General features: G+C 57.8%; 15 protein-coding genes and 1 tRNA gene. 1 reads left to right on the top strand and 15 read right to left on the bottom strand.

Features of this window, described 5'->3' with window-relative positions:
* Positions 1–78: 78 nt before the first annotated feature.
* The 12 genes from ABCP74_RS06080 to ABCP74_RS06025 all read right to left on the bottom strand — a co-directional run bounded on the left by ABCP74_RS06080 (position 79) and on the right by ABCP74_RS06025 (position 15,713).
* Positions 79–2,268 carry a YhgE/Pip domain-containing protein gene (locus ABCP74_RS06080; protein WP_343001545.1) on the bottom strand — a complete coding sequence of 730 codons (2,190 nt, stop codon included), beginning with the start codon at positions 2,266–2,268 and terminating at the stop codon, positions 79–81.
* Complete coding sequence (locus tag ABCP74_RS06075) at positions 2,269–5,034, bottom strand: YhgE/Pip family protein (protein ID WP_343001546.1); 2,766 nt, start codon at positions 5,032–5,034, stop codon at positions 2,269–2,271.
* Between the two features lie 491 nt (positions 5,035–5,525).
* Entirely contained in the window at positions 5,526–7,550 is a 2,025-nt protein-coding gene (gene htpG, locus ABCP74_RS06070) for a molecular chaperone HtpG (protein WP_195568354.1), read from the bottom strand.
* 202 nt (positions 7,551–7,752) lie between these two features.
* Entirely contained in the window at positions 7,753–8,253 is a 501-nt protein-coding gene (locus ABCP74_RS06065; RefSeq protein ID WP_271748868.1) for a GNAT family N-acetyltransferase, read from the bottom strand.
* 39 nt (positions 8,254–8,292) lie between these two features.
* Positions 8,293–8,943 carry a tyrosine-protein phosphatase gene (locus tag ABCP74_RS06060; RefSeq protein WP_022094060.1) on the bottom strand — a complete coding sequence of 217 codons (651 nt, stop codon included), beginning with the start codon at positions 8,941–8,943 and terminating at the stop codon, positions 8,293–8,295.
* A 17-nt stretch (positions 8,944–8,960) separates the two neighbouring features.
* A complete protein-coding gene (locus tag ABCP74_RS06055; protein WP_271748869.1) occupies positions 8,961–9,698 on the bottom strand; it encodes a CpsD/CapB family tyrosine-protein kinase in 738 nt (245 codons plus the stop codon).
* A gap of 2 nt (positions 9,699–9,700) precedes the next feature.
* A complete protein-coding gene (locus ABCP74_RS06050) occupies positions 9,701–10,357 on the bottom strand; it encodes a YveK family protein (RefSeq protein ID WP_022094058.1) in 657 nt (218 codons plus the stop codon).
* A 195-nt stretch (positions 10,358–10,552) separates the two neighbouring features.
* Positions 10,553–11,977, bottom strand: coding sequence for a sensor histidine kinase (locus ABCP74_RS06045; RefSeq protein ID WP_055285945.1), 1,425 nt, complete (start codon positions 11,975–11,977; stop codon positions 10,553–10,555).
* A 3-nt stretch (positions 11,978–11,980) separates the two neighbouring features.
* On the bottom strand, positions 11,981–12,709 hold the full coding sequence (locus tag ABCP74_RS06040; RefSeq protein WP_050766101.1) for a response regulator transcription factor: 729 nt from the start codon (positions 12,707–12,709) through the stop codon (positions 11,981–11,983).
* Between the two features lie 64 nt (positions 12,710–12,773).
* Positions 12,774–13,649 (bottom strand): phosphate ABC transporter ATP-binding protein PstB, encoded by an 876-nt coding sequence (gene pstB / locus ABCP74_RS06035; protein ID WP_343001548.1) that lies wholly within the window; start codon positions 13,647–13,649, stop codon positions 12,774–12,776.
* Positions 13,650–13,752: 103 nt separating this feature from the next.
* A complete protein-coding gene (locus ABCP74_RS06030; RefSeq protein ID WP_343001549.1) occupies positions 13,753–14,991 on the bottom strand; it encodes a sensor histidine kinase in 1,239 nt (412 codons plus the stop codon).
* Between the two features lie 26 nt (positions 14,992–15,017).
* Positions 15,018–15,713 (bottom strand): response regulator transcription factor, encoded by a 696-nt coding sequence (locus ABCP74_RS06025; RefSeq protein WP_006234805.1) that lies wholly within the window; start codon positions 15,711–15,713, stop codon positions 15,018–15,020.
* Positions 15,714–15,910: 197 nt separating this feature from the next.
* Here ABCP74_RS06025 and ABCP74_RS06020 point away from each other — a divergent pair, with 197 nt between their 5' ends.
* Entirely contained in the window at positions 15,911–17,251 is a 1,341-nt protein-coding gene (locus ABCP74_RS06020; protein ID WP_343001550.1) for a D-alanyl-D-alanine carboxypeptidase family protein, read from the top strand.
* 322 nt (positions 17,252–17,573) lie between these two features.
* Here ABCP74_RS06020 and ABCP74_RS06015 read toward each other — a convergent pair.
* The 3 genes from ABCP74_RS06015 to ABCP74_RS06005 form a co-directional block, all read right to left on the bottom strand.
* Positions 17,574–17,664 (bottom strand) — tRNA-Ser (locus ABCP74_RS06015).
* Between the two features lie 280 nt (positions 17,665–17,944).
* Complete coding sequence (locus tag ABCP74_RS06010; RefSeq protein WP_343001551.1) at positions 17,945–19,027, bottom strand: AAA family ATPase; 1,083 nt, start codon at positions 19,025–19,027, stop codon at positions 17,945–17,947.
* A gap of 161 nt (positions 19,028–19,188) precedes the next feature.
* Complete coding sequence (locus ABCP74_RS06005; protein WP_343001552.1) at positions 19,189–21,630, bottom strand: tetratricopeptide repeat protein; 2,442 nt, start codon at positions 21,628–21,630, stop codon at positions 19,189–19,191.
* Between the last annotated feature and the right edge of the window lie 446 nt (positions 21,631–22,076).

The following is a 22,076-nucleotide window of genomic DNA, read 5'->3' as shown; positions in this document are numbered from 1 at the left end:
AAGCAGCCCGTGCAATTCACTACGCTAAAGCATCGGGTTGGAAGATCTCGATGTTCCGACGGCGTTTACGTTGCTGAACTAAATCAATTTGGTTGACTCCAGTTTTTCGATGATCCAGTCGTTGGCTTTGATGACCGGGCGGCGGAAGACGACGCCCAGGGCCAGCGACGGAATCAGATAGCTCGCCAGAATGCCCAGCTCAACCCAGTACTCCATATGGTAGGCGCCAGCCATGGCGGCATGCATGGCGTTAATGCCATGGGTAAACGGCAGGAACGGATAGATCGCCTGGAACACAGGGCCGGTCATCTCGATGGGGAACGTACCGCCCGAACCGCCGACCTGCATGACCAGCAGCACAACGGCCAAAGCCTTGCCGATATCGCCAAACGAAACCGTAAGCGTGTAGACGATATTGGAGAACACGAGACTCGCGACCCAGCCCGCCAGCACAAACTGCAGCGGGTTGTCGCATTGGATGCCAAAGAACAGGATGTCGCCCGCGCACACGAGTGTCGCCTGCAGCAGGGCCAGACCGCCAAAGAACAGGTAGCGGCCCAGGTAGATCTCGTGCAGGCGCACGGGGATGAGCTCGTTGATGAGCTCATCGTCAACCGAGACCTTCATCATGGCCGCCAGCACGATCGAGCCGACCCATAGCGACAGAATCGTGTAGAACGGTGCCATGGCCGAACCGTAGTTACGAATCGGATAGACCGGCTTGCGATCGAGCGCGACGGGGCCGGAAAGCGACACGGCCAGACCCTCGGGATCATTGCCGATCATCGTCTTGATCGTAGCGAGGTCATCTGACATCAAGGCACCGTCGAGCTCGTCCTTAAACGCGCTGATCTTGTCCGACGCTTCGCCCAACTGATCGGAAGCCTTGTTGACCAGCTTTGCAGCCTTGGAGAGGCCCTTTGCCAGCGAACCGGATGCGTCGGTCAGGCCGTCTACGGCGCTATCCAGATTGCCCGAGATACCATCGAGCGAGTCTAGGATGCCCGAGACGGTCTTCTTGAGCTCCTTGGCCTTAACCGAGAACGTGGAATCGTAATCGGATTTGGCGCCCGCGATGCCGGCCTTGGCATCGGCGATGGCCTGATCGACCTCGGCACGCGAGTTGTTGACCTCGGCCATGCTATCGGAGAGAGACTTCGCGGTGGCCGCCAGATCCTTGGCATTGCTGCGGTACTCAACGGCGATTCTGCCCAGCGACGTCGCGGCGGACTTGAGGCCGTCCTTCAAATTCTCATCGCTCACCTGGTCGGCAAGGCTGCGGAGCTGATCGGCCATCGCATCGATATCCTTGGCGCGCGCATTAAGAGCCGCAGCGGCATCGTTGAGTTGGGACACCGTAAGGTCGACATGCTGGTTCGCGGTGTCGAACGCCTTCGCGAGCTCGGCAGACACATTGTCGAACGAACCCGCACTTCCATCGATTGCGGCATCGATGGCATCGTTTGCCGCCTTAAGCGCTTCTTTGGAATCATCGATGCCGCTTTTGGCATGTTCCATGAGCTGCTTTGTCGACTCATCGACGGCACCGGTCTGCTTGAGCATGCCGCTCGCCGACGTCAGCGAATCGGACGTGGAGCTCAAAATGCCCGCCAGCGACGAAGCATTTGCCTGAACGTCTCGCAGGTCCTCAATCGAATCGCCGAGCGTCGAGGACAGGTTTGCGATAAAGTTGCTGACCTGGTCGGTGCTCATGTAATCGAGCAGGCTGGACACCGTCTTAAGACCGATGCTCGTAATGGTCTCGGTAAAAGTTTCGTTAACCTGGCTCTGAACGGCACTCGAACCCTTCTCGGTCACGATCTGCGCAATGGCGTTGGCCTTCTGGTTCTCGTAAAACTCGATATCGGCGTGTTTCACGTCGGTCGAGAAAAGCGTCATCATGTCAGCGCTAAACGTTTTGGGGATAACGACGGCAGCATAGTACGCGCCCGACTTAACGCCCTCGATAGCCTTTTCGCGATTGTTGAGCACAACCCAATCGAAGCTCTCGTTGCCGCGTAGGGTGGCGGTCACGTTTTCGCCCACGTTAACCTCGACGGGGATCAAATCGCTCTCGTAACCCTCATCGGTGTTGACCACGGCGATCTTAAGATTGCCGGTGTTGCCGTACGGATCCCAGCTGCCGGCGATGTTAAACCACGCGTACAGACACGGTACGATAATGAGGCCCATCACGACAACCAAGCCGATCACGGAGCGAGACACGTTTTGGACATCGCGCTTAAACAGATGCAGGATGTTCTTCATTTATGCCTCACCTCCTTTGGAGTGCTTGCCAAGCGCGGTGGTATCTCCATCATTTGTGGCTGTGCTGTCGCTGCCCTGAGATTTATGGTGCGAGCCGATATGCGGCAAGCGGCCCGTGGACTGATCGCCGCCCTTGGCACCACGCTCGCTGGCGTTGAGGCCAAACATGTGGCGGGCGGCAGGAATGGCGACCGTGTGTTCGCGCATCTCGCGACGCAGGTCCTCATCCGAAAGCGCCGAGATGCGCATCTGGGTATTGAGGCTCGCTCGGATATATTCGATATTGATCAGCCAGCCGCAGATGGCAATAACCGAGATGATCCAAATGACAAGCAGGATGATCTTGCCGTTATTGTCGATATCGAGAACCGTCGACAGGACAAAGAGCAGGACCTGAACGCCCACCACGGCGGCAAAACCGCCCTTGATGTAGTACGGGTAGCGATGTTCAAAGGCGACCGCATGATCGAGCAGTTCGCGACGGTACGAATCGGAATCGAGCATGACGCGCATGGCCGTGCGCAGCGAGTAGCGCTGGCGCGGCAGGTCGTTGGACTCGCAAATCATCATACCGGTCGTGGAGAGCTGTTTATCAAAGAGCAGGTTAAGGTTGAGCAGCAGCGGACGCAGCTGCAGGCCGATAAAGAGCGCCACGATCAAGAACACGCCCAGAATGCACAGGTTAAACAGGTAGTTGAACGAATACATGCCGCCGACCGTCTCGCGCAGCAGATTGATGCCGTAGGTAAAGGGCAGCAGCGGGTGCAGCCACTGGAAGAAGCCTGGCATCATCTCGATGGGGTACATGCCCGACGAACCCGGGATCTGCACGATAACCAGAATGACGCCGATAGCCTTGCCGATATGCTTAAACGTGGTGGACAGCGCATAGATGATATTGACGTAGGTGAACGAGATGGCGATGCCGCCCAGCACGAACAGCAGCGGGCTGACGCACTGCACGCCGATCACCAGATCGCCTACCGTAACGATGATGGCCTGCAACGCGCCCAGGATCACCAGGAGCAACCAGCGGCCAAAGTAGCCCTGACGCGCGGTAAAGCTGCCGATGCCTTCGCGGTCGACCTCGAGCTTGTAGATGGCGATAAGCACGTAGCCGCCCACCCACAGCGCCAGATTGGTATAGAACGGGGCAATGCCCGAACCAAAGCTCTTGACCGGGTAAATTGACTTTGAGGTCAGCTCGACCGGAGATGCCATGAAGTCTGCAACATCATCGACGTCGACGCCCATCAGGCCGGCCAGCTCGCCCATGGACTCGGAGGTCTGTAGCGCCGCGATGTCGTTGGCGGCGGTTGCGAGCTTGTCCTGGACCTTGGCAAGCGAGGCATCGGTCTGGGACAGCGTGGTCTTGGCCTGACCGAGCGTGGCGTTGAGTTGCGAAAGTGTACCGCGCGCACTTGCAATAGTAGGCGTGAGGCCAGACACGATTCCCGTCAGATCACCCGAGACGACGGCAAACGAATCAAGTGCGCTCGAGACCTTCGGCAGCGCGTTTTGACCCAGGTCCGTCTGAGCCTGGCCAAGGTTGGTCGCACCGGTCTGAATTGCATTATTGATAGCGTCGCTGGCACCCGAGACAGCCGCAGCGTCATTCGCCATGGCGCTCGACTGCGCAGACAGACCGTCCTTGATGCTCTGAAGCTTTTCATTCTGCTCGCGGAGCAAATCGATGATCGATACAATGCGCGCGTCAATTTCCTTGGAACCTGTCGACGTGTCATTGACGAGAATTTCCAAGTGCCCGATAACGGCCTTATTGTGGTCGATCGTCGCTTGGAGAGACTCAAGCGAGTTGTCGATACGGGTAGTCGTAGATGCGACCGTGCCCGTCAGCTTGCCAATCGCAGCGTTTGCGGAGGCTGACGTCTTGGTGAGCGCAAGGCTGCCTTCCGAGAGCGCCTTGGAGAGCGAGGCGACAGAGTTGCCCGCCGTGGCGCGAGCCTCGCCCAGCAGGTCATTGCCCTGGGAGATCGCCTGCGTCAGCGACGGCGCCTGACCCTGCAGACCGGCAAGTGCCGCATCTGCCGAGGCAATGGAACCACTCGTCTTATCGATGGCGGCATTCATGTCGCCAATCGAATCACGCACTTCGCCCAACGTATCGGAAGCCTCTGATACCGAACCGGCCAACGAATCCTGAGTCTGGGTTGCCTTGTCCTTTAAATCGACTCCGGCATCCTTGGCGATACCGGCAACAGTCTTGCCTACCGTAGAGACAAATTCCGAGTTGATCTGCTCCTCGATGGTGTTTGCACCGGTATCGGTAACCTTGGGCGCAATGGCGCTCTTCTTCTCATTGACGTAGTACGTGAGCTTGGGCTGATGGTAGTTGCCGTCGAGCATCGAAACCAGGTTATCCGAGAAGTTCTTGGGAATCACGATAGCGGCATAGTACTCGCCGCTCTCGACGCCCTCCTTGGCATCGGCCGTCGAGTCGACGAACGTCCAGCCCAACTGATGATTCTCCTTGAGCTGGTCGACCACTTTGTCGCCAGCGTTGAGCTCACCCACCAAGTCGTTTTGGGTGCCTCGATCGTTGTTGGCGATAGCAATCTTGATGCCTTGGGTGTTTCCATACGGATCCCAGTTTGCCACGATGTTATACCAGGCATACAGCGAGGGAATAACGCACACGCCTAGGGTAACCACCAGGGCGACGGGGTTCACAAGCAGTCGCTTAATGTCGCGCTTAAATATCGCAAAGGACACCTTTGCATTGGATAGTTTGCTGCCGAGACTCACGCTTGGACCATCCATCCTGTCGTTAAATCGAATCGTACTATCGACAACCATTGTAGTAGGCGCTTTAACGTCTCAAAGCACAATGGTGTTGAGTTTTGCGGGTAGCAATATACTACGAAGATGAGTTAACGTACAGATGTACAGTATCCTAAATTTCAGCAGGTCACAAAACCACAACCCGCACAAATTAGCAATTCAAATAGTCATCGGGGACGTTCTTAAACGACTAGTCAAACAAAAACGTCCCCAATGACTACTTAGGACCACGGCAACGTCGATGTTTTGGCAATGCCAGCGAGCGGGCGCCAGAGCGAACAAATTGGCATGAAAAGAGGACGGCATAGACCTTCTGGTCATGCCGTCCTCTTTGAATGACAAGTTGTCGCTCTGGCGCCCGCGCAGCGTCGACTGGTCCGCCGTTCGTTAGAACGGCGGAACTGAGGGCAGCGTCGAGCCGTTACGCGGTTTGGTAAAACCGCGTAAATACCTAACTACATCAAGTTGCAAACAGCTGCTGCGAAGGCAACGGGGTCCTCGGGCAGAATGCCCTCGACCAGCAGGGCCTGGTCATAGAGCAAACCGGAGTACTGCTTGATCTTGTCGGCGTCGCCCGCCTTCTGAGCGGCGACGAGCTTGGAAAAGACCGGGTGCTTGGCGTTGAGCTCGAGCACGCGCTGGCTCTTGGGCATACCGTCGGGCGCGCCCTCGGGACCCTTCTGGAGCACCTTCTCCATCTCGAGCGAAAGCGGGCCCTCGGTGGTGATGCACGCGGGAGCATCGGTCAGGCGCGCAGAGACGGCAACCTTCTCGACCTTGTCGCCGAGTGCCTCCTTCATGGCGTTAAAGAGGTCCTCGTTCTCCTTGGTGGCGTCCTCGGCCTCCTTTTTCTCGTCCTCGGTCGCCAGGTCAAGATCACCGGTTGCGACGTTCTTGAGCTCCAGGTGACGATCCTCAACCTCGGGCTCGGCACCATCGGCCACGGCCTTTTCGGCAGCCTCGCGGGCGGCATCGTCCTCGTAGATCTTGGGCATATCGGCGGCAACGTACTCACGCATAGCCTGGAAGGTGAACTCATCCACGTCCTGCGTCAGCAGCAGCACGTCATAGCCGCGGTCGAGCACGCCCTTTACCACGGGCATCTTGGCCAAGCGCTCACGCGAGTCGCCGGCGGCGTAGTAGATGGCCTTCTGATCCTCGGGCATGCCCTTGGCATACTCGGCCAGGGTAATCATCTTCTGTTCCTTGGCAGACCAGAACAGCAACAGATCGGCGAGCTCATCGGCCTTCATGCCATAGCTCGAGTAGATGCCGTACTTAAGACCGCGGCCAAAGTTCTCAAAGAACTTCTCGTAGGCCTCGCGGTCGTTGTCACGCATATCCTCAAGGTCGGCGGTGATCTTCTTTTCCACACGCTTGGCGATGGCCTTGAGCTGACGGTTCTGCTGCAGCGTCTCACGCGAGATGTTGAGCGACACATCGGCGGAATCCACGACGCCGCGGACAAAGTTGTAGTAGTCGGGCAGCAGGTCGTCGCACTTCTCCATAATCAGCACGTTGGAGCTGTAGAGCGCCAGGCCCTTCTCGTAGTCCTTGCTGTACAGATCGAACGGGGCGCGGCCCGGCACAAACAGCAGGGCGTCATACTCGAGCGTGCCCTCGGCATGGAAGCTGATGGTGCGCGCAGGATCGTCAAAGTCGTGGAACGTGGACTTGTAGAACTCGTCGTAGTCCTTCTGCTCGACATCGGAGCTGTGCTTCTTCCAGATCGGTGTCATGGAATTGACGGTCTCGAGCTCCTGGTAGTCCTCGTACTCGGGCTTGTAATCGTCGCCGGCGTCCTCGGGCTTGGGTTTCTGGCGGCTCTTGGACACCATCATCTGGATCGGGTAACGCACATAGTTACTGTACTGCTGAATCAGGCTCTTGAGACCCCACTCGGTCAGGAAGCGATCGTAGGTCTCGGCCTCGCCGTCGGCATCGAGCTTCTCGTTCTCGCGCAGCGTCAGGATGACATCGGTACCGTGCTCGGCGCGCTCGCCGTCCTCGATGGTGTAGCCCTCAAGACCGTCGGATTCCCACACATGGGCGACATCCTCGCCGTAGGCGCGGCTGACGACCTTCACATGGCTGGCGACCATAAAAGCCGAGTAGAAGCCCACGCCAAACTGACCGATGATGTCGACATCGGAGCCCTGCTGCTCGGCGTTCTCGGTCTTAAACTCCTCGGAGCCGGAATGGGCGATGGTGCCCAGATTGCGCTCCAGCTCCTCGGCGGTCATGCCAATGCCGTTATCCGAGATGGTAATGGTGCGGGCGTCTTTATCAAAGGAGACGCGAATGGCCAGGTCGCCCTGGTCGATCTTGACGCTCGGGTCCTGCAGGCTCTTAAAGTTGAGCTTGTCGACGGCGTCGCTCGCGTTAGAGATAAGCTCGCGCAGGAAGATTTCCTTATTGGTGTAGATGGAGTTGATCATGAGGTCGAGCAGTTTTTTGCTCTCGGTCTTAAATTGACGCATGTGCAGTCCTTTCGCGCTACCCCTGTCCGCAAAAACGGCTCGGTCGCCCGAGCCGCATCGCAGACCTGCTATGTTCAGACTTAGATTTTATAACCCATTAACGCGCATATATACATACGGAATCGAAAAACTGTATGTCTAAGCGCTCCAATGCGTCAATTGCCAAGGAGTGTCCCCAGCTGCCGGCAGAAAAGGAACGTCCCTATCTGCCATCTACGCGCTTGGCCATCCAGACATGGGGTTGGCCCTCGTCTTCGTAATCTACCGGGGCAATTTGCGTGTAGCCCGCCTTTGCATAGAGCGGCAGCACGTATTCCTGCGCATGCAGCTTAATAAGCTTTGCGCCGGCATCGCGTGCACACAAAGCACTGGCATCGACGATCGCACTCGCCAGACCGCGACGGCGCATGCTCGGCAGCACAGCCACGCGCCCCATAATATAGGTCTCCCCCGCTGCGACGCCTTCGTCCAAATCGCACGACGGCGAAACCGGAGCCTCTGAATCTGCCGCGCGCTCAAGCTCTTCGGGAAACACGCGCGAGCAACCGGCAAGCTCGCCGTCTACATAGAGCGTCAAATGAATGCAGCTCTGATCCTCGTCGATAGCGTCGAACTCATTCTCGTAGCCCTGCTCGTCTATAAAAACGACGCGGCGCACCAACGCCGCGTCATCAAAGCATCCCGTCTTAAGTTGGATATCCATGGCTGCCCTTTCATTCAATGCGAACGTTAGGGACAGATATTAGCGAAAATGAGCTCCGCGCACGCTAAACTTCGCGCGAGCCTTCGCCAGGCAGTCGTAATGACCCACGTTATGGGCATCGCTCGCGATGAAGCTGTACAGGTTCTGATCGAACAGACGCTGTGCCGGCTTTTTCTCGCGACCAAAGCGACCGCCGGCAATAAAGTCCGCCGAAGCCTGCAGCTTGCAGCCCATATCGACCAGGCGCTCCGCCACGCTTACATCCTTTTGAACCGCACGATAGCGCTCAGGATGAGCGATAATCACCTGGTAACCACGGCACTGCAAATCGTAAATCGTGTTCTCGTACTCTCTAAACGCATACGCATCGGCATGCGTCGAAAGCTCAAGCAGGAACTCGTTGGTCCCATCGAAATGCAAGTGCTCCGCGGCATCGATACCAAGCTCAACGAGCTTTCGATGGTTGACCTCGAAGCCCATCTGGAGCGGAAAACCGTCAGCGTTATCACGCAGCAGCTCAAAGGCATCCCACATTTTGTCGTAATCAAAATAGGGATCACGGCAGTGAGGAGTGCAAACGATTCTGGTTACACCGGCCCGCTTGGCAGCCTCGAGCATCGCCAAGCTCTCATCGAGATCGGCGGCGCCGTCGTCTACACCCGGCAAGATATGGCAATGAATGTCACGCATAGGTCAGCCTTAATCAACTAAACGTTTGCTCGGTTGGTGAAGATGCCCTTTTTGGAAGTCCCCTGATCGTCGGAGCCCTTCTTCACCTTCTTACCGTCCTTGGTGTAGTAGGAGTAGTAGTACTCGCTGGTCTCGGTCTCGCAGTAGTTCATAACGGTACCGATGAGCTTGACCTTCTCGGACTTCTTAAGCTGACCGATGGCGTTGAGCGCCTCCTCGCGCTTGGTGAAATCCTCACGCACGACAAAAAGCGCACCGTCGGTCAGACTTGCGATCTCGGCAGCATCGATGAAGGTGCCGACCGGGGGAGCGTCGAAGATGACGTACTGGAACTTGGCGGACAGTGCCTTTACCAGCTTGGCAAAGCGGTGAGAGACGATGATGTCGGCAGGATTGGGAATATGCGGCTCGGCATCGAGGAAGTAGAAGTTCTTCTGACCCGTCTCGACAATTGCCTGGTCAATGGAGATCTGCTCGGAAAGGACCGCATAGAGTCCGCCGCGGGAGCGGACGCCAAGCATATCGGCAAGGGACCTGCGACGCATATCAGCCTCGACCAGCAGGACGCTCTTGCCGCTGGTGGCGATAGCCTGGGCAAGGTTGATGGAAACCGTAGACTTGCCCTCGTTGGGAATCGAGGACGTAACGGTGATGGTGCGAATGGGGTCGTCCACGCTCGCAAAGCGGATGTTGGCCAGAAGGGTCTTGGCGGCATTCTGTACAACGAGCTTATCGGTGTTCTTTGCCTTAGCCATGCCTATTTACCACCTTTCATAGCCGGAATTCGGCCAACAACGGGAATGCCCAGGAGCTCTTCTGCCTCTTCGGCACCGCGGATGCGGGTGTTGAGCATGTCTGCCAAAACGACATAGGCAACTGCGATAAAGATGCCCGCGAGGAACGCGACAGCAACGTACAGCATACGCTTGGGACCGCTGGGGGCTTCGGGGGTCTTAGCCTCGTCGATAACGTTGATGCTCTGGGCAGCGCCGACGTTCTGAGCGACCGTACTCACCGAGCTGGCCATGGCCTTTGCGACCTTAGCCGTCTCCTTGGCATCGGTGCCGGTAACCGAAAGCGTAATGACACGCGTGGTGGTCTCGGAGGAAACAGACACCTTGTAGTCATCCAGATCGGTGAGGCCCAGTTCATTGGCTGCGCCGCTCTTAACGCTATCGCTATCCAGCAGCGTGGCGATATCGTTGGAAAGCATCTGACTCGCCGAGAGATCGTTGTAGCTCATCTGACCGCTATCGTCGGTCTTGGCGAGAATGTACATGCTCGTCGTCGCGGTATAGGTGTTGTCCATCGCAACGAAGGACACGATGCCCATGGCGATCGCGCAGACCACCGGAAGGGTGATGACCAGCTGAAGGTGCTTCTTCAGCAGCTGGAACAGTTCGAGAAGGGTCATGCAGCTTGCCTTTCATTTCCCCAGTTCGGATTGACAAAACTGTCCGTATGTTATCGCATCTTTTTACCGAGACCAAACTCTATACATAAGAAACAGGCTCTCCTGTAAAAATGTCGGAAGCAATCGTAAAATTGCACAACAACGCCGCACCCGAAAGTCAAATGCGGCGTCTGCATCAATATCTATGTTGTATCGCTATGCGAATGGCTCGTCCTGCCGTATGGGAAACGTCACCGTAATGGTGGTTCCCACGCCCAACTCGCTCGACAAATCGAGCGTGGCGTGATGATACAGGGCCGCATGCTTGACAATTGCAAGCCCCAGACCGGTTCCGCCGCGCGCCTTGGACCTACTCTTGTCCACGCGATAGAACCGCTCAAATACCTTGCCCTGTTCTTCAGGCGCGATACCGATTCCCGTGTCGGCGACCGCAAGGAACGGATGGCCTTCGTCGTTGGTGCCGCACTGCAGCGTAACCGCACCGCCGGGTCGATTGTAGCGGATGGCGTTGCTCGCCAGATTATAGATGAGCTCGTCAATCAAGCGCGACACGCCTTCGATGACCACAGGCTTGGTCTCATGACTTATCGTCACATTCGCCTGACGGGCGACCTGTTCAAGACGCTGCTCAACCGCGTAGATGGCACGCGAGAGCTCAATAGGCTCCGTGGAACCAATGGGCACCGCCTCGCCCTCAGTTGCACGCTCGGCCTCGTCCAAGTTAGACAGCGTAAGGATATCGTTGACAAGCGCTGCCAAGCGGCCCGCCTCACGATAGATGCGACCGCCAAAGTTGCGCAGGTCGCCCTCGCCCTCGACCATGCCGTTTGCGATGAGCTCGGCATAGCCCGAAATCGCCGTAAGCGGCGTCTTGAGCTCATGGGTGATATTCGCCGTGAACTCGCGGCGCATACGGTCGTTGTCCGCCAGCACCGCCATTTGGCGCTTGAGCTCCTGGCGCTGCGACTCAATACGCTCAAGCATGGGGACCATCTCGGCATAGGCGTGCTCATAGCTACGGCGTGGGTGGTCCAAATCCACCTCTTGCAACGGCGCGATGATGGCACGGGACTCGCGGCGCGCCATAAAAAACGAGAGTACCGCACCCGCTGCTGCGATAAGCAGCATCGGCGCCACCATCGACAGCAAAATCGCCGCAACGCCAGGCTGGGCCTGCGCCAAGCGGACAACCTGGCCGTTATCAAGGGCGACGGCGCGATACAGCATAATCTCGTCGAGCGTAGAGCTTGCGCGCTCCGCGGAACCCGAACCACTCTCAAAGGCCTCGATGACCTCGGGGCGATCGCCATGGTTGGGCAGTGTGGAAGGCGACGCCTCGTTGTCGTAGGCAACCGATCCATCCTTGTTAATCAGCGTGATGCGCAAGTCCTCTCGATCGAGGCTACGCAAGAACGGGATGGGCTCCTGCTGCTCGTCGAGGGCGGCAGCAATGAGCTCGGTTTCTTGCGCCAGGTTGGCACTCGTGGCATCCGCCAAGGTGTTTTGCACAAAGAACGCACCCAGCACCGTAAACGCCACGATAACCGCCATGGCGCAGACAAAGATCGTCACAAAAACGCGGTGCGACAGCGTATGTTTTCCCTGGGGGGCGAAGACCACGGGTTACTCCTCCGATGCGGTGGCCGCGGTGTCGTCACCTTCGGCACCATCACCGGCAGAAGGCTCGGCCAAGCGGTAGCCCACGCCGCGCACGGTCTCGATGGCGCTGGCATGCTCGCCCAGTTTTTGGCGAAGCGTCTGCACGTGCACGTCAACGGTGCGCGAACCGCCGTCGAAGTCCCAGCCCCACACGCTCTGCAGCAACGACTCGCGGGTAAAGACCACGCCGGGCTTGCGCATGAGGTACTCGAGCAGGTCGAACTCGCGCAGGGTGAGCTTAAGCGACTCGCCGGCAACAGTCACCTCACGATGGCTGGGCGAGAGCACAATGTCGCCCACGCTGAGCACATCGCTTGCCTGTTTGACCATGCCGCCGCGACGCAGCAGTGCGCGGCAGCGGCTGGCGAGCTCCATGAGCGAAAACGGCTTAGTCAGGTAATCGTCGGCACCGCCATCGAGCGCCATCACCTTGTCGAGCTCGGTATCCTTGGCGGTAAGCATCATGATGGGCACCGTCGCCGTCAGGCGATCGGCACGCAGTCGACGCATAATCGCCAAGCCATCGGTATCGGGCAGCATGATGTCGAGCAGGACGGCATCGGGTACCCGTCGCGCCACGGCAGCCTTAAACTCACCGTCGCACGAAAAGCCTTCGGCCTCAATCCCCTGCTTGCGCAGCGCATAGACCGTCAAATCCCTGATGTTGTCATCGTCCTCGACGTAATAGATCATGTTGAACCCCTTTGCGGCCGGCATGACCGCATCTTAACCCTAAAGGTACCTTTACTAGATGGTATCAGCCAAAACGCCCCGTCAAATAATCCGCCGTGCGCGGATCGGTCGGATTCTTGAAGAGTTGCGCGGTGGGCGCGTGCTCCACCAGCTCACCCAGCAAAAAGAATGCGACCGAATCGGAGATACGCGCCGCCTGCTGCATATTGTGCGTAACGACCACGAGCGTGCAGGTCTCTTTGAGCTCGCAGGCCAGCTGCTCCACCACCAGCGTCGACACAGGGTCGAGTGCCGAGGTCGGCTCGTCCATCAGCAGAATGTCGGGCTGCACGGCAAGTGCGCGGGCGATGCACAGACGCTGCTGCTGGCCGCCCGAAAGACCCAGACCCGACTCTTTGAGCTTGTCCTTGACCTCATCCCATAGCGCAGCGCGACGAAGGGAGTCCTCGACCAGCTCATCCAGCGCAGCGCGATCGCGCACACCCATACCGCGCGGACCATACGCGACGTTGTCGTAGATGCTCATGGGAAACGGGTTGGGGCGCTGAAACACCATGCCCACGCGCTGGCGCAAGCGGCAGATGTCGTAGTCGCCCAGGATATCTTGACCATCGAGCGCAATCTTGCCCTCGATGCGGCAATCCTTGATGCCGTCGTTCATGCGGTTAAAGCAGCGCAGCAACGTGGACTTTCCGCAGCCCGAAGGCCCGATGAACGAGGTGATCTGCTTGTCGCGGATCTTGATATTCACGTCCTTGAGCGCATGGTGGTCGCCATAGAACAGGTCGAGGCCCTCGACATCGATACGCGTCGGCGAGGCGGCAAGATCCTCTGCCGTGGGGCGAGTCGCATCCCCAACCTCGCGCTCGCGCGCGGCCTCGACCTGCGCTTTCATGAGTTCTTCAAGCTCCGTGGGCTCCACAGCCGCAGCAGCCGTCATACCGCATACCTCCACATCGATATCAATTCAGCAGTATCGATAGTAGGAATCGCGGCTCATATGCACGTGAGCGCATTGTCAAGTGTTTGTAAGGGCGCCTACGCTACGTGGCGGGCAACTCGATAGTAAAAACAGTATGCTCGGGCGTCGATTCACATGCGATGGTACCGCCGTGCGCGCATACGATCTCCTTGGCGATGGCAAGCCCCAGTCCAGCGCCGCCGCGATTGGTCGCACGCGCCGCATCCAGGCGATAGAACTTCTCAAAGATCACCTTGAGCTTTGCCTCAGGGATGGGATCGCCCTGATTGATAAAGCGCACGCGCACGCCACCGTCGTCCCGGCGTCTGGCCTCGATCGTGATGGTCGAGCCCTCATAGCTATAGGCAATAGCGTTTTTCATGATGTTGTTGAACACGCGAGCCATCTTGTCGCCATCCACGAGCACCGTCAGGTCCTCGCGAATATCAACTTGGGCTTCCTTATGCTGCTCGTTGAGGATGGGATAGAACTCGTCAGCCACCTGAGCCAGCAGCAACCCCAGATCAACATAGCCACGCGTGAGCACGATATCGTGGAAGTCAAAGCGCGTGATATCGAAGAACTCTTCGATGAGCGCATCGAGCCGGTGCGCCTTGTCGAGAGCCACGCCCGTAAAGTGCGCACGTTGCTCAACCGGCAGCTCAGGAGCCTCTTGCAACAGCGAAAGATAGCCCACCACACTGGCAAGCGGGGTGCGTAGGTCATGTGCCAAGTACGTGACCAGATCGTCCTTGCGATGCGACTCGTCACGCAGAGCTTGCTGCACCTTGCGCTCACGGTCACGCACGCGGTTAAGGGCGCCCTCGACCTCCAAGAAGTCACCGTCAATGTTGTCCCAGGTGTCGGGGTGATCGATCAGACGATCTTGAATACGAGCGGCCAGCACACAATCGGCATGCTGCTCGCCCTGTTCGTAGCCCTGATAGTACAGGGCGCGGCCACACAAGAACAGCACGCACGCGGCAAGCGCCAGCACAAACCCAAGCATGTTGAATACAAAGCCGGCATCGAACAGCACCGGCCCTTCGATGCCGCCGAGCGCCATGGCGCCAATCGCCAACGTCATGGCCCACGCGGCGCCGCCAATCACCATGCAGCGGCGCACGATCTCAAATCGATCGATCAGCAAAAAGCCGACAAGCAGCACCGCCAAGATTCCGACGATGTTGTCGATGCCAATCAGCAGCAGGCTCAGCAAAAAGAGCAGCACCGTTGCAAGCGCGCGGTTGTCGACGACCGACCTCACGTATTCAAAGAGCCGATCGGGCACCTCGAACGCTTGCCTATCGTCTTTTGTCATATCAAGATCCTCACAAGCGAAAAGCGTTATTCGATGATGTAGCCGACGCCCCAGACGTTTTTGATAAAGCGTGGCTTTTGTGCGTCGTCGCCGATCTTTTCGCGCAAGTGGCGAATATGCACCATCACCGTATTGTTGGAGCCGGGCATAAAGTCCTCGTTCCACACCGCGCGGAACAGGTCCTCCACGGCCACCACGCTGCCGCGATGCTCGACCAGATACAGCAAGATTGAATACTCGGTGGGCGTGAGGCGAACCGGTGAACCGTCCACTGTCACGGAACGAGCATCGCGGTTGATCTCCAAGCCGTCGAGCTGAATGGTCGGCGACTCGGCCGCCTGTGCACGGCTACCGTAGCTGGTGTAGCGGCGAAGCTGAGCGTGCACGCGCGCGATGAGCTCCAGCGGACGGAACGGCTTAACTACGTAATCGTCCGCGCCAAGCGAAAGGCCCCCGATCTTGTCTTGCTGGGCATCGCGCGCCGTCAGCATGATCACGGGATAGGTATGGCTGGAACGGATCGTACGCAGCAGCTCAAACCCATCGATATCGGGCAGCATGACATCAAGCAGCGCCAGATCGAACTCCTGCTCCAAAATCGCCTTGGCAGCATCGGCCCCGCTATAGGCAATCTGGACATCAAAGCCCTCTTTTGTAAGGTAGATGCCAACCAAGTCGGCGATGGCCTTCTCGTCATCAACTACCAAAATGCGCTCGTTCATGCGTGCTCCTCTCGCGCTCCATTATGCCCGAGGCGACGCACGCCACACACAACAAGCGTGGGTGATTAAGTCGGCCTTAAGCACCCTTGTGCCCGTTCGGGTGCGGATGTGGGCCAAGCGCGCACGCGATGATCGCCGACGCCGGCAAACGATATACTCTAGTTTCAGAAGAGACCATCCCGTCGAAAGCGAAATCTGTGAAGTCCCTCACCTCTTTTGCAAAGCGCTCAGCCCAGCTTGCCGCCGGCTTTGTCTGCGCTATCGCCCTTGCCGCTGGCGCGCCCACCGTCGCCGGCGCCCAAGTGCTCACGACCGACAATGTTTGCGGCAAAACCGCCGATGCGCGCGGCATCACGGCCGAAAACCTGCCCGATATCGATGCGACCAATGCCCTCGTCATGGGCAAAGACGGCACCGTCTACTATGGGCGCGGCGCCGATGAGCAGGTCAAGATTGCCTCGATCACCAAGGTCATGACCGCAATCCTAACCGTCGAGAATTGCAAGATGGACGAGAAGGTCACGGTGAGCAACGCCGCAGCCACTGTGGGTAATTCGACCGCCGGCTTGCTCGAAGGCGACGAGCTTACCGTGGAGCAGGCACTGCGCGGCCTGATGATTCCCTCGGGCAACGACGCCGCCATCGTGCTCGCCGAATATGTGGGCAAGAAAATCGACCCTAAGACCAAAGACGCCGAGGCCACATTTGTGAAGGCCATGAACGAGCGCGCTAAGAAGCTCGGCTGCACCGGTACGCTTTTTGAAAACCCGCATGGTCTGGACTTTGATGAGTGGGCTGGCAATATGCACTCAACCGCACACGACGTAGCGCTGATGATGCAGGAGGCCATGAAAAACGACACGATCCGCGAGGTCGTAGCGAGCGAGGATTCCTGGATCGAAGTCACGGGCGCCGACGGCACCGACCATTCGCATTCCATGGACACGCATAACTATTTGCTGGGCCAAGATGGCAACATCGGCGGCAAGACCGGCACCACCGACGACGCGGGCTATTGCTTTACGAGCGCCTACAACCGCGACGGCGACGAGATCTACACCGTTATTTTGAACTCCACCACCACCGATCAGCGCTTTACCGATACCGCCACCCTTGCCAACTGGTACTACGACCACAAGGTGACGGTCGCAATCGCCAACACGCAAGAAAAGACCGTCAACGGCAACCCGCTTATGGCGCGCATTAGTCAAACCGACTGGACGGATAAGACAATCGACGCCACGCTCGCCGATCCCACGGCGCAAGCGACCGTGTTTTCTCTTGCCGGCGAGGTGACCGAAAAGGTTAGCTACGACGATCTTTCGGGCACGGTGCATGTGGGCGACAAGGTGGGCAGCGTTACACTCAAGCAGGACGGCACCAAGATCGCCGTCATGGACCTGGTTGCTGACGAGGAAGGCGCAGGGCCGAATCCCATTGAGTGGCTCCTTGTGAAGCTCGACCGCCTGGGCCGCCGCATCGACAACCGCCCACTCACGGCAGAAAGCGAGACCGTCGCCAAGGCGCCCGAGATGTAAGATCGAAGAACAATACACTCGCTGAAAGGAGGTGTCCGAAAGGATGCCTCCTTTTTGAGGGTTCGAATCCCCAGCCTCCTTTCTCCACACAAAAGAAGGGCCCCAAATGGGACCCTTCTTCAAATTCGTACTGGCGGAGAGCTGGGGATGTCCGGGCATGCTACGCATGCCCTCCGGCTTCAAAGCCTGGCGGCTTTTCGCCCACGGGCTACAAACGCTTTCGCGTTTGCTTAACGCCCGTGCCCTCTCGGGTTCGAATCCCCAGCGCCCTTTCTCGATAATAAAAAAGGGCCCCCGATGGGACCCTTCTTTAAAGTTAAACTGGCGGAGAGCTGGGGATTCGAACCCCAGATGCCCTTTTGGGGCATACTCGCTTAGCAGGCGAGCACCTTCGGCCTCTCGGTCAGCTCTCCGTAACAGCCGTTCTATAGTAACCAAACAGCCAAGGATGGGCAAGGGGGAATTTTGGAGCGATTCCGATTTGCCAGTAGACGTCTCAGCCAATCATCTCAATTTGTAACAGTTACAGGCCGAATCTTCGTCCAGATGTTACAGATTTAGACAAACAGTCAGCGCCATCCGCAAATGTCTCAATCTGAAACACCTGCATGCCGTAATCCCCTCTAGATGTTACAGATTGAGACAAAGATGCGGGGGCAACCACAGCGGCGGCGTCGATGCCTCCAGTCTTTATTAGTCCGCTCGAATGGTCTCCAACAGATAATCGCGCATGTACGGAATTGCAAACGAAACACAGCCGTAGCCGGCAGGCTCAATCAGTCCCGTATCGATCAGACGTTTGCGATACGACCCGACTTTATTCGCCGGCAATCCCATCTTTTTGGCAATATCACCGTTCGTAATCTCGCCGCCTTCGCATTGCGCCATCGCCGCGAGATATTGAAACTGCCGCTCCGACACCCTGCGCAGCGCGGGGGCAATCACCATGGCATTGAAACTATCAAGAGCCGCCTGGACACCCTTGCGAGCCGCCTCTTCACTCACGCTCTCCGACCCGCTGCGCGCAGCAACCTGCCAAGCGTAATATCCGACCAACTGGACCATAAAGGGATAGCCTGCCGAAGCCTTTGTTAAAAGCTCAGCAACGCCTTCGTCGAGTTCCTTGCCCGCACGCCTCATCGTATCCTCAAACGATCCGCCGACTTCAAAATCTGAAAGCCGCGTGAGCTCGATATGCTTCGCCCTCTGAAGGAACGTCAACGTATCATCCACCACCACGCCATCCACCGAGGTTGGCAAACCAGCGAATGCAAAGGCGACATTCGCCCCTTGGCGAATCAAGAGCTGCATTTCATTACCCAGCTCGCGCATTTCCTCAGTTGAGGCGTCCTGAATCTCATCGAGTGTGATGAGCAAACCACCTCGCTTCGCGGCATCGTACATCGCCTCCCCCAGATGAGAGGCTGACTTCGACAGCTCTACGGAGCCAAGGCTGACTCCTAAAATCGATGGGGAAATCGACATTGATGCAAGACGAACATTTCGCTGCAGAGCCTCGAGAATTCTGTCGCAAAAACCGGCATTTGAGGCGACGTCGACAACCTCGAATCCTTTTTTGCGCGCAAGATCGCCCAATGCGTTGAGGAGCACCGTTTTACCCGTGCCTTGGACACCCGAGATGCGCATGAGTCGATCGGGGGCACCAGGGCCATTCTCAAGAGCTTCGGCAAAGTCATCCAAAACAGCGTCGCGTCCGATAAGCTCAGGTGGATTCATGCCCGCTGTTGGCTTAAAGGGATTAATAGCTTTTGACATTCGACCTCCTCTGCCAGTTTTAACAACTTTAACAAAGTTTAGCAACTTTAGCAGAGTTTAACAGTTTTAGCAGGCTCGGCGGCTTTATGCCTTACCGATTCTGTCGGGTCCTCCCGCCCGCGCCGATACAAATAGCGCGGTGCGGCCCCTCTATATCGCCCCTACCCCAGCGAGCGGTTGAGGGAGCCGAGCTCGTCGTTGCCCATAGTGCGCCACATTTGGAAGATGCAACCGCGTGCCAGGAAAAAGAAGCCGTTGTCGACCAGTTGAACAGCGGCATCTGCCAGCTGATTCGTCACGGCGGACACTGGCGGCAGCTCGAGTCCAGCCTTGTGGATGGTCTCAACCGCTTCTTCGAACGTCGGAGGCTCGCTGACGCCCATCTCGTTCATAAGGCCCTGCATTTCTTCCAGCGCGCTGCTGCCCGACTCCTCGCCGCGCGGCACTAGACGGTAACAAGCCAGCGCTAGGTCGAGCTGATCGCAATTCCAATAGGCAAACGCCAAGCGATAGAACAGGTAGCCAATTGCAGAACGATCGCTGGCAATACGTAGGCCGTGGCGCGCCACCTCGATAATCTCGTCAAAGCGCTCCAGACGCGCAAGCACGTTGATGAGCGCAAAGTGCGATTGCATGGACGAGCGCGCCAGATCGTAAAGATGGCGCACCTCGGGCAGTGCTCGTTCAAAGTCCTCTTGCTCGGCGTAAAAGCTGCAGATCTCGTGCTGGGCAAAGTACAGCGCATCGGGCGCACGAAGGATTCGCACAGAGTCGTCTTCTTCCAATACCGGTAACACCATGCGCACCAGCTGGTTATCGCAAAACTGCGTTTGAACCGGACCTGTCGCCAAAAGCTCGGCGACAGTGCACTTAGCCTCCAACTCCTCGACAAGACGGGAAAAGCCTTCAAAAGCACCTGTACGGTCTACTTTTGCCTGCTCGCGCAATTCAACAACACGGGCCACGTATGGGTCGTCGTCCTCTTCCATGACCTCCAACTCGTCAGCCGTATCGGCAAGCAGCAGATCGCGCAGCGCCGGCGGCAGCGTGCGATGGTCATCACGCGGACGAGCATGAACCTCCGCAGGCTCAATCGTCTCCGGAGCGGTTGACTCATACGCCTCAAGCACACGCTTGCACGGCATATCGTCCATGTCCATGCTCTCAAGATCCTTGGCGACAGGCACGCAATCGGCCAGATAGGCCGCGCGCCCAAAGAAATACGTTGCAACAACGCGCTCGCCCTGCTCACTGTCGGGAGCAGCAATCTGCACATAGCAGCGCGTGATGCAGGTGCCCGCGGCAAAACACGCTGCCGCAAGCGTGAGTGCCACGCGCGCATCGTGCTCCGCGGCCCAGATCGCGCGCGTGTCCTCGTCCAGCTCGCGCCAGGCGTCATCCTGAGCGTCGTATTCACGTTGCAGCATGGCATCAACGACAGACTGCCCAAACCGAACGAGCATAATCCCCTCGGCAACGTTTGCCCGATAGGTATAGTCGAGCCGCGTGACCACGTTGAGCGCCTCAACGATTCGCGCAAAACGGGTGCGCACGTCCCACTCGCCGCCCGGCTGGCACGAAACCGTTCCCGGCTTGGCCCACGGGTTATCGCTCGAAGCCGTATCGAGCAGTCGGGGAACATCGTTGGTCGTCTTGGCGATATGCCACGCATCAAAGAGCGCGCAGCCCTCAAGGCTCGGCGAGGATGCCGCAGGGGCCAATCCGGCCCCGATGCGCTCAAGGATGCCGGAGAGGCGGTTGAGACGGCACTCGATGGCAAGCAGCATGTCAATCTCGTCCTGGTCCAACAGGCTACGATCAAAATTGAGATAGAACAACTTTGACCGGTCGATGCGCGCTAGGCTCATTTCTGACTTGGCGGCAATGGTGCGCAAACGGGGCAAGTCGACCTCGCTCATAAGGGCGGCGGCATAACGCTCGATACCACTCGGATTCTCGGCATGGTCAACGCGGTAAAGCAGCGTCTCGATAGCATCGGGGAGCGGTGCCGTGTTAAAGCCCAAAAACACCTCGACCGGCTCGGGCAGCTTTACGAGCTTTATTTTGTCGACAAAGTTTTGCATGTCCGCATCGAGACCGTCGACGCCCGCCGTGTTCGCAATAGCGCTTTCGGAGTTGGCAAATATCACGTAGCGCAGGAACATCGATGCCATGAACTCGCCGTAAGGAAGGGCGCGGATCGAATTCCATGTCTCGTGGTCGGACCGCTCGCGCATGGGGCCTTCGGGAGAACCGACAGTTTGCGCACATGCGTGCATTGCACCGTTGGCTTCCCTTACCATAATCTCACCAATACTGGAGTCCGACTCGTCAAGGACCAGTTCCATGTCGGGATCGTTGGGCAGCGGAGCCTCGCTGACGGGGCGGTCCACCTTGTACACCTCACCCGAAACGCTTACGTAGCCCAAAAGCGACACATGACTTTTGCCAACGAACTCGACGACATAACAAGATTCATGCTGATCCTCGCCAAAGAGTTTCCAGACCACGCCATATGAGCGTCCCGCAGGCTGCTCGGGTATCGCCGGAAAGCGCTTCTTGGGATCGAGAAACCTGAGCTTGTATGTCGGACGCTCTGCCACGAAATATCACCCTGATCGGTCGTTGAGAGAAGGAGTGGTCGCGGATGGGCCGCGATACCTACTCGGAATCTTACACGAGTCGATAAGAAATCGTCCGCTTCACGCCCGCGCCTCGACCGAGGTTCGAATCCATGCAGCGGCGACATAAAAGAAGAGCCCCCGTTGCCGGGAGCTTTAATCTCAAATGGTGCGGCGTATAGGATTCCGCGCATCCGCTGCGCGGATCCGCACCGGCTTCGCCCGCCTGCCGGCGTGCTCGCCCGCTCGCTAAAAACGCTCCGCGTTTTCTTGGCGCTCGCGCCTCGACCGAGGTTCGAATCCATGCAGCGGCGACATAAAAGAAAAGCCCCCGTTGCCGGAGGCTTCAAGTTCAATTGGTGCGGCGTATAGGATTCGAACCTATGACGTTCTGATTCGTAGTCAGACCCTCTATCCAGCTGAGGTAA

The sequence above is a fragment of the Collinsella aerofaciens genome, from assembly GCF_039062315.1.
GTDB lineage: Bacteria > Actinomycetota > Coriobacteriia > Coriobacteriales > Coriobacteriaceae > Collinsella > Collinsella aerofaciens_BG.
Note: the sequence above shows the minus strand (reverse complement) of the source record. Positions and strands in the feature narration are given on the sequence as shown.

Bases quoted from the DNA above. Each gene is read 5' to 3' on its own strand.
- ABCP74_RS06040 (WP_050766101.1), bottom strand. From the start codon at position 12,709: ATGATCTATTACGTCGAGGACGATGACAACATCAGGGATTTGACGGTC.
- ABCP74_RS06010 (WP_343001551.1), bottom strand. From the start codon at position 19,027: ATGTCAAAAGCTATTAATCCCTTTAAGCCAACAGCGGGCATGAATCCA.
- ABCP74_RS06030 (WP_343001549.1), bottom strand. From the start codon at position 14,991: ATGACAAAAGACGATAGGCAAGCGTTCGAGGTGCCCGATCGGCTCTTT.
- ABCP74_RS06050 (WP_022094058.1), bottom strand. From the start codon at position 10,357: ATGACCCTTCTCGAACTGTTCCAGCTGCTGAAGAAGCACCTTCAGCTG.
- ABCP74_RS06060 (WP_022094060.1), bottom strand. From the start codon at position 8,943: ATGCGTGACATTCATTGCCATATCTTGCCGGGTGTAGACGACGGCGCC.
- ABCP74_RS06055 (WP_271748869.1), bottom strand. From the start codon at position 9,698: ATGGCTAAGGCAAAGAACACCGATAAGCTCGTTGTACAGAATGCCGCC.
- ABCP74_RS06025 (WP_006234805.1), bottom strand. From the start codon at position 15,713: ATGAACGAGCGCATTTTGGTAGTTGATGACGAGAAGGCCATCGCCGAC.
- ABCP74_RS06080 (WP_343001545.1), bottom strand. From the start codon at position 2,268: ATGAAGAACATCCTGCATCTGTTTAAGCGCGATGTCCAAAACGTGTCT.
- pstB (WP_343001548.1), bottom strand. From the start codon at position 13,649: ATGACGGCTGCTGCGGCTGTGGAGCCCACGGAGCTTGAAGAACTCATG.
- htpG (WP_195568354.1), bottom strand. From the start codon at position 7,550: ATGCGTCAATTTAAGACCGAGAGCAAAAAACTGCTCGACCTCATGATC.
- ABCP74_RS06065 (WP_271748868.1), bottom strand. From the start codon at position 8,253: ATGGATATCCAACTTAAGACGGGATGCTTTGATGACGCGGCGTTGGTG.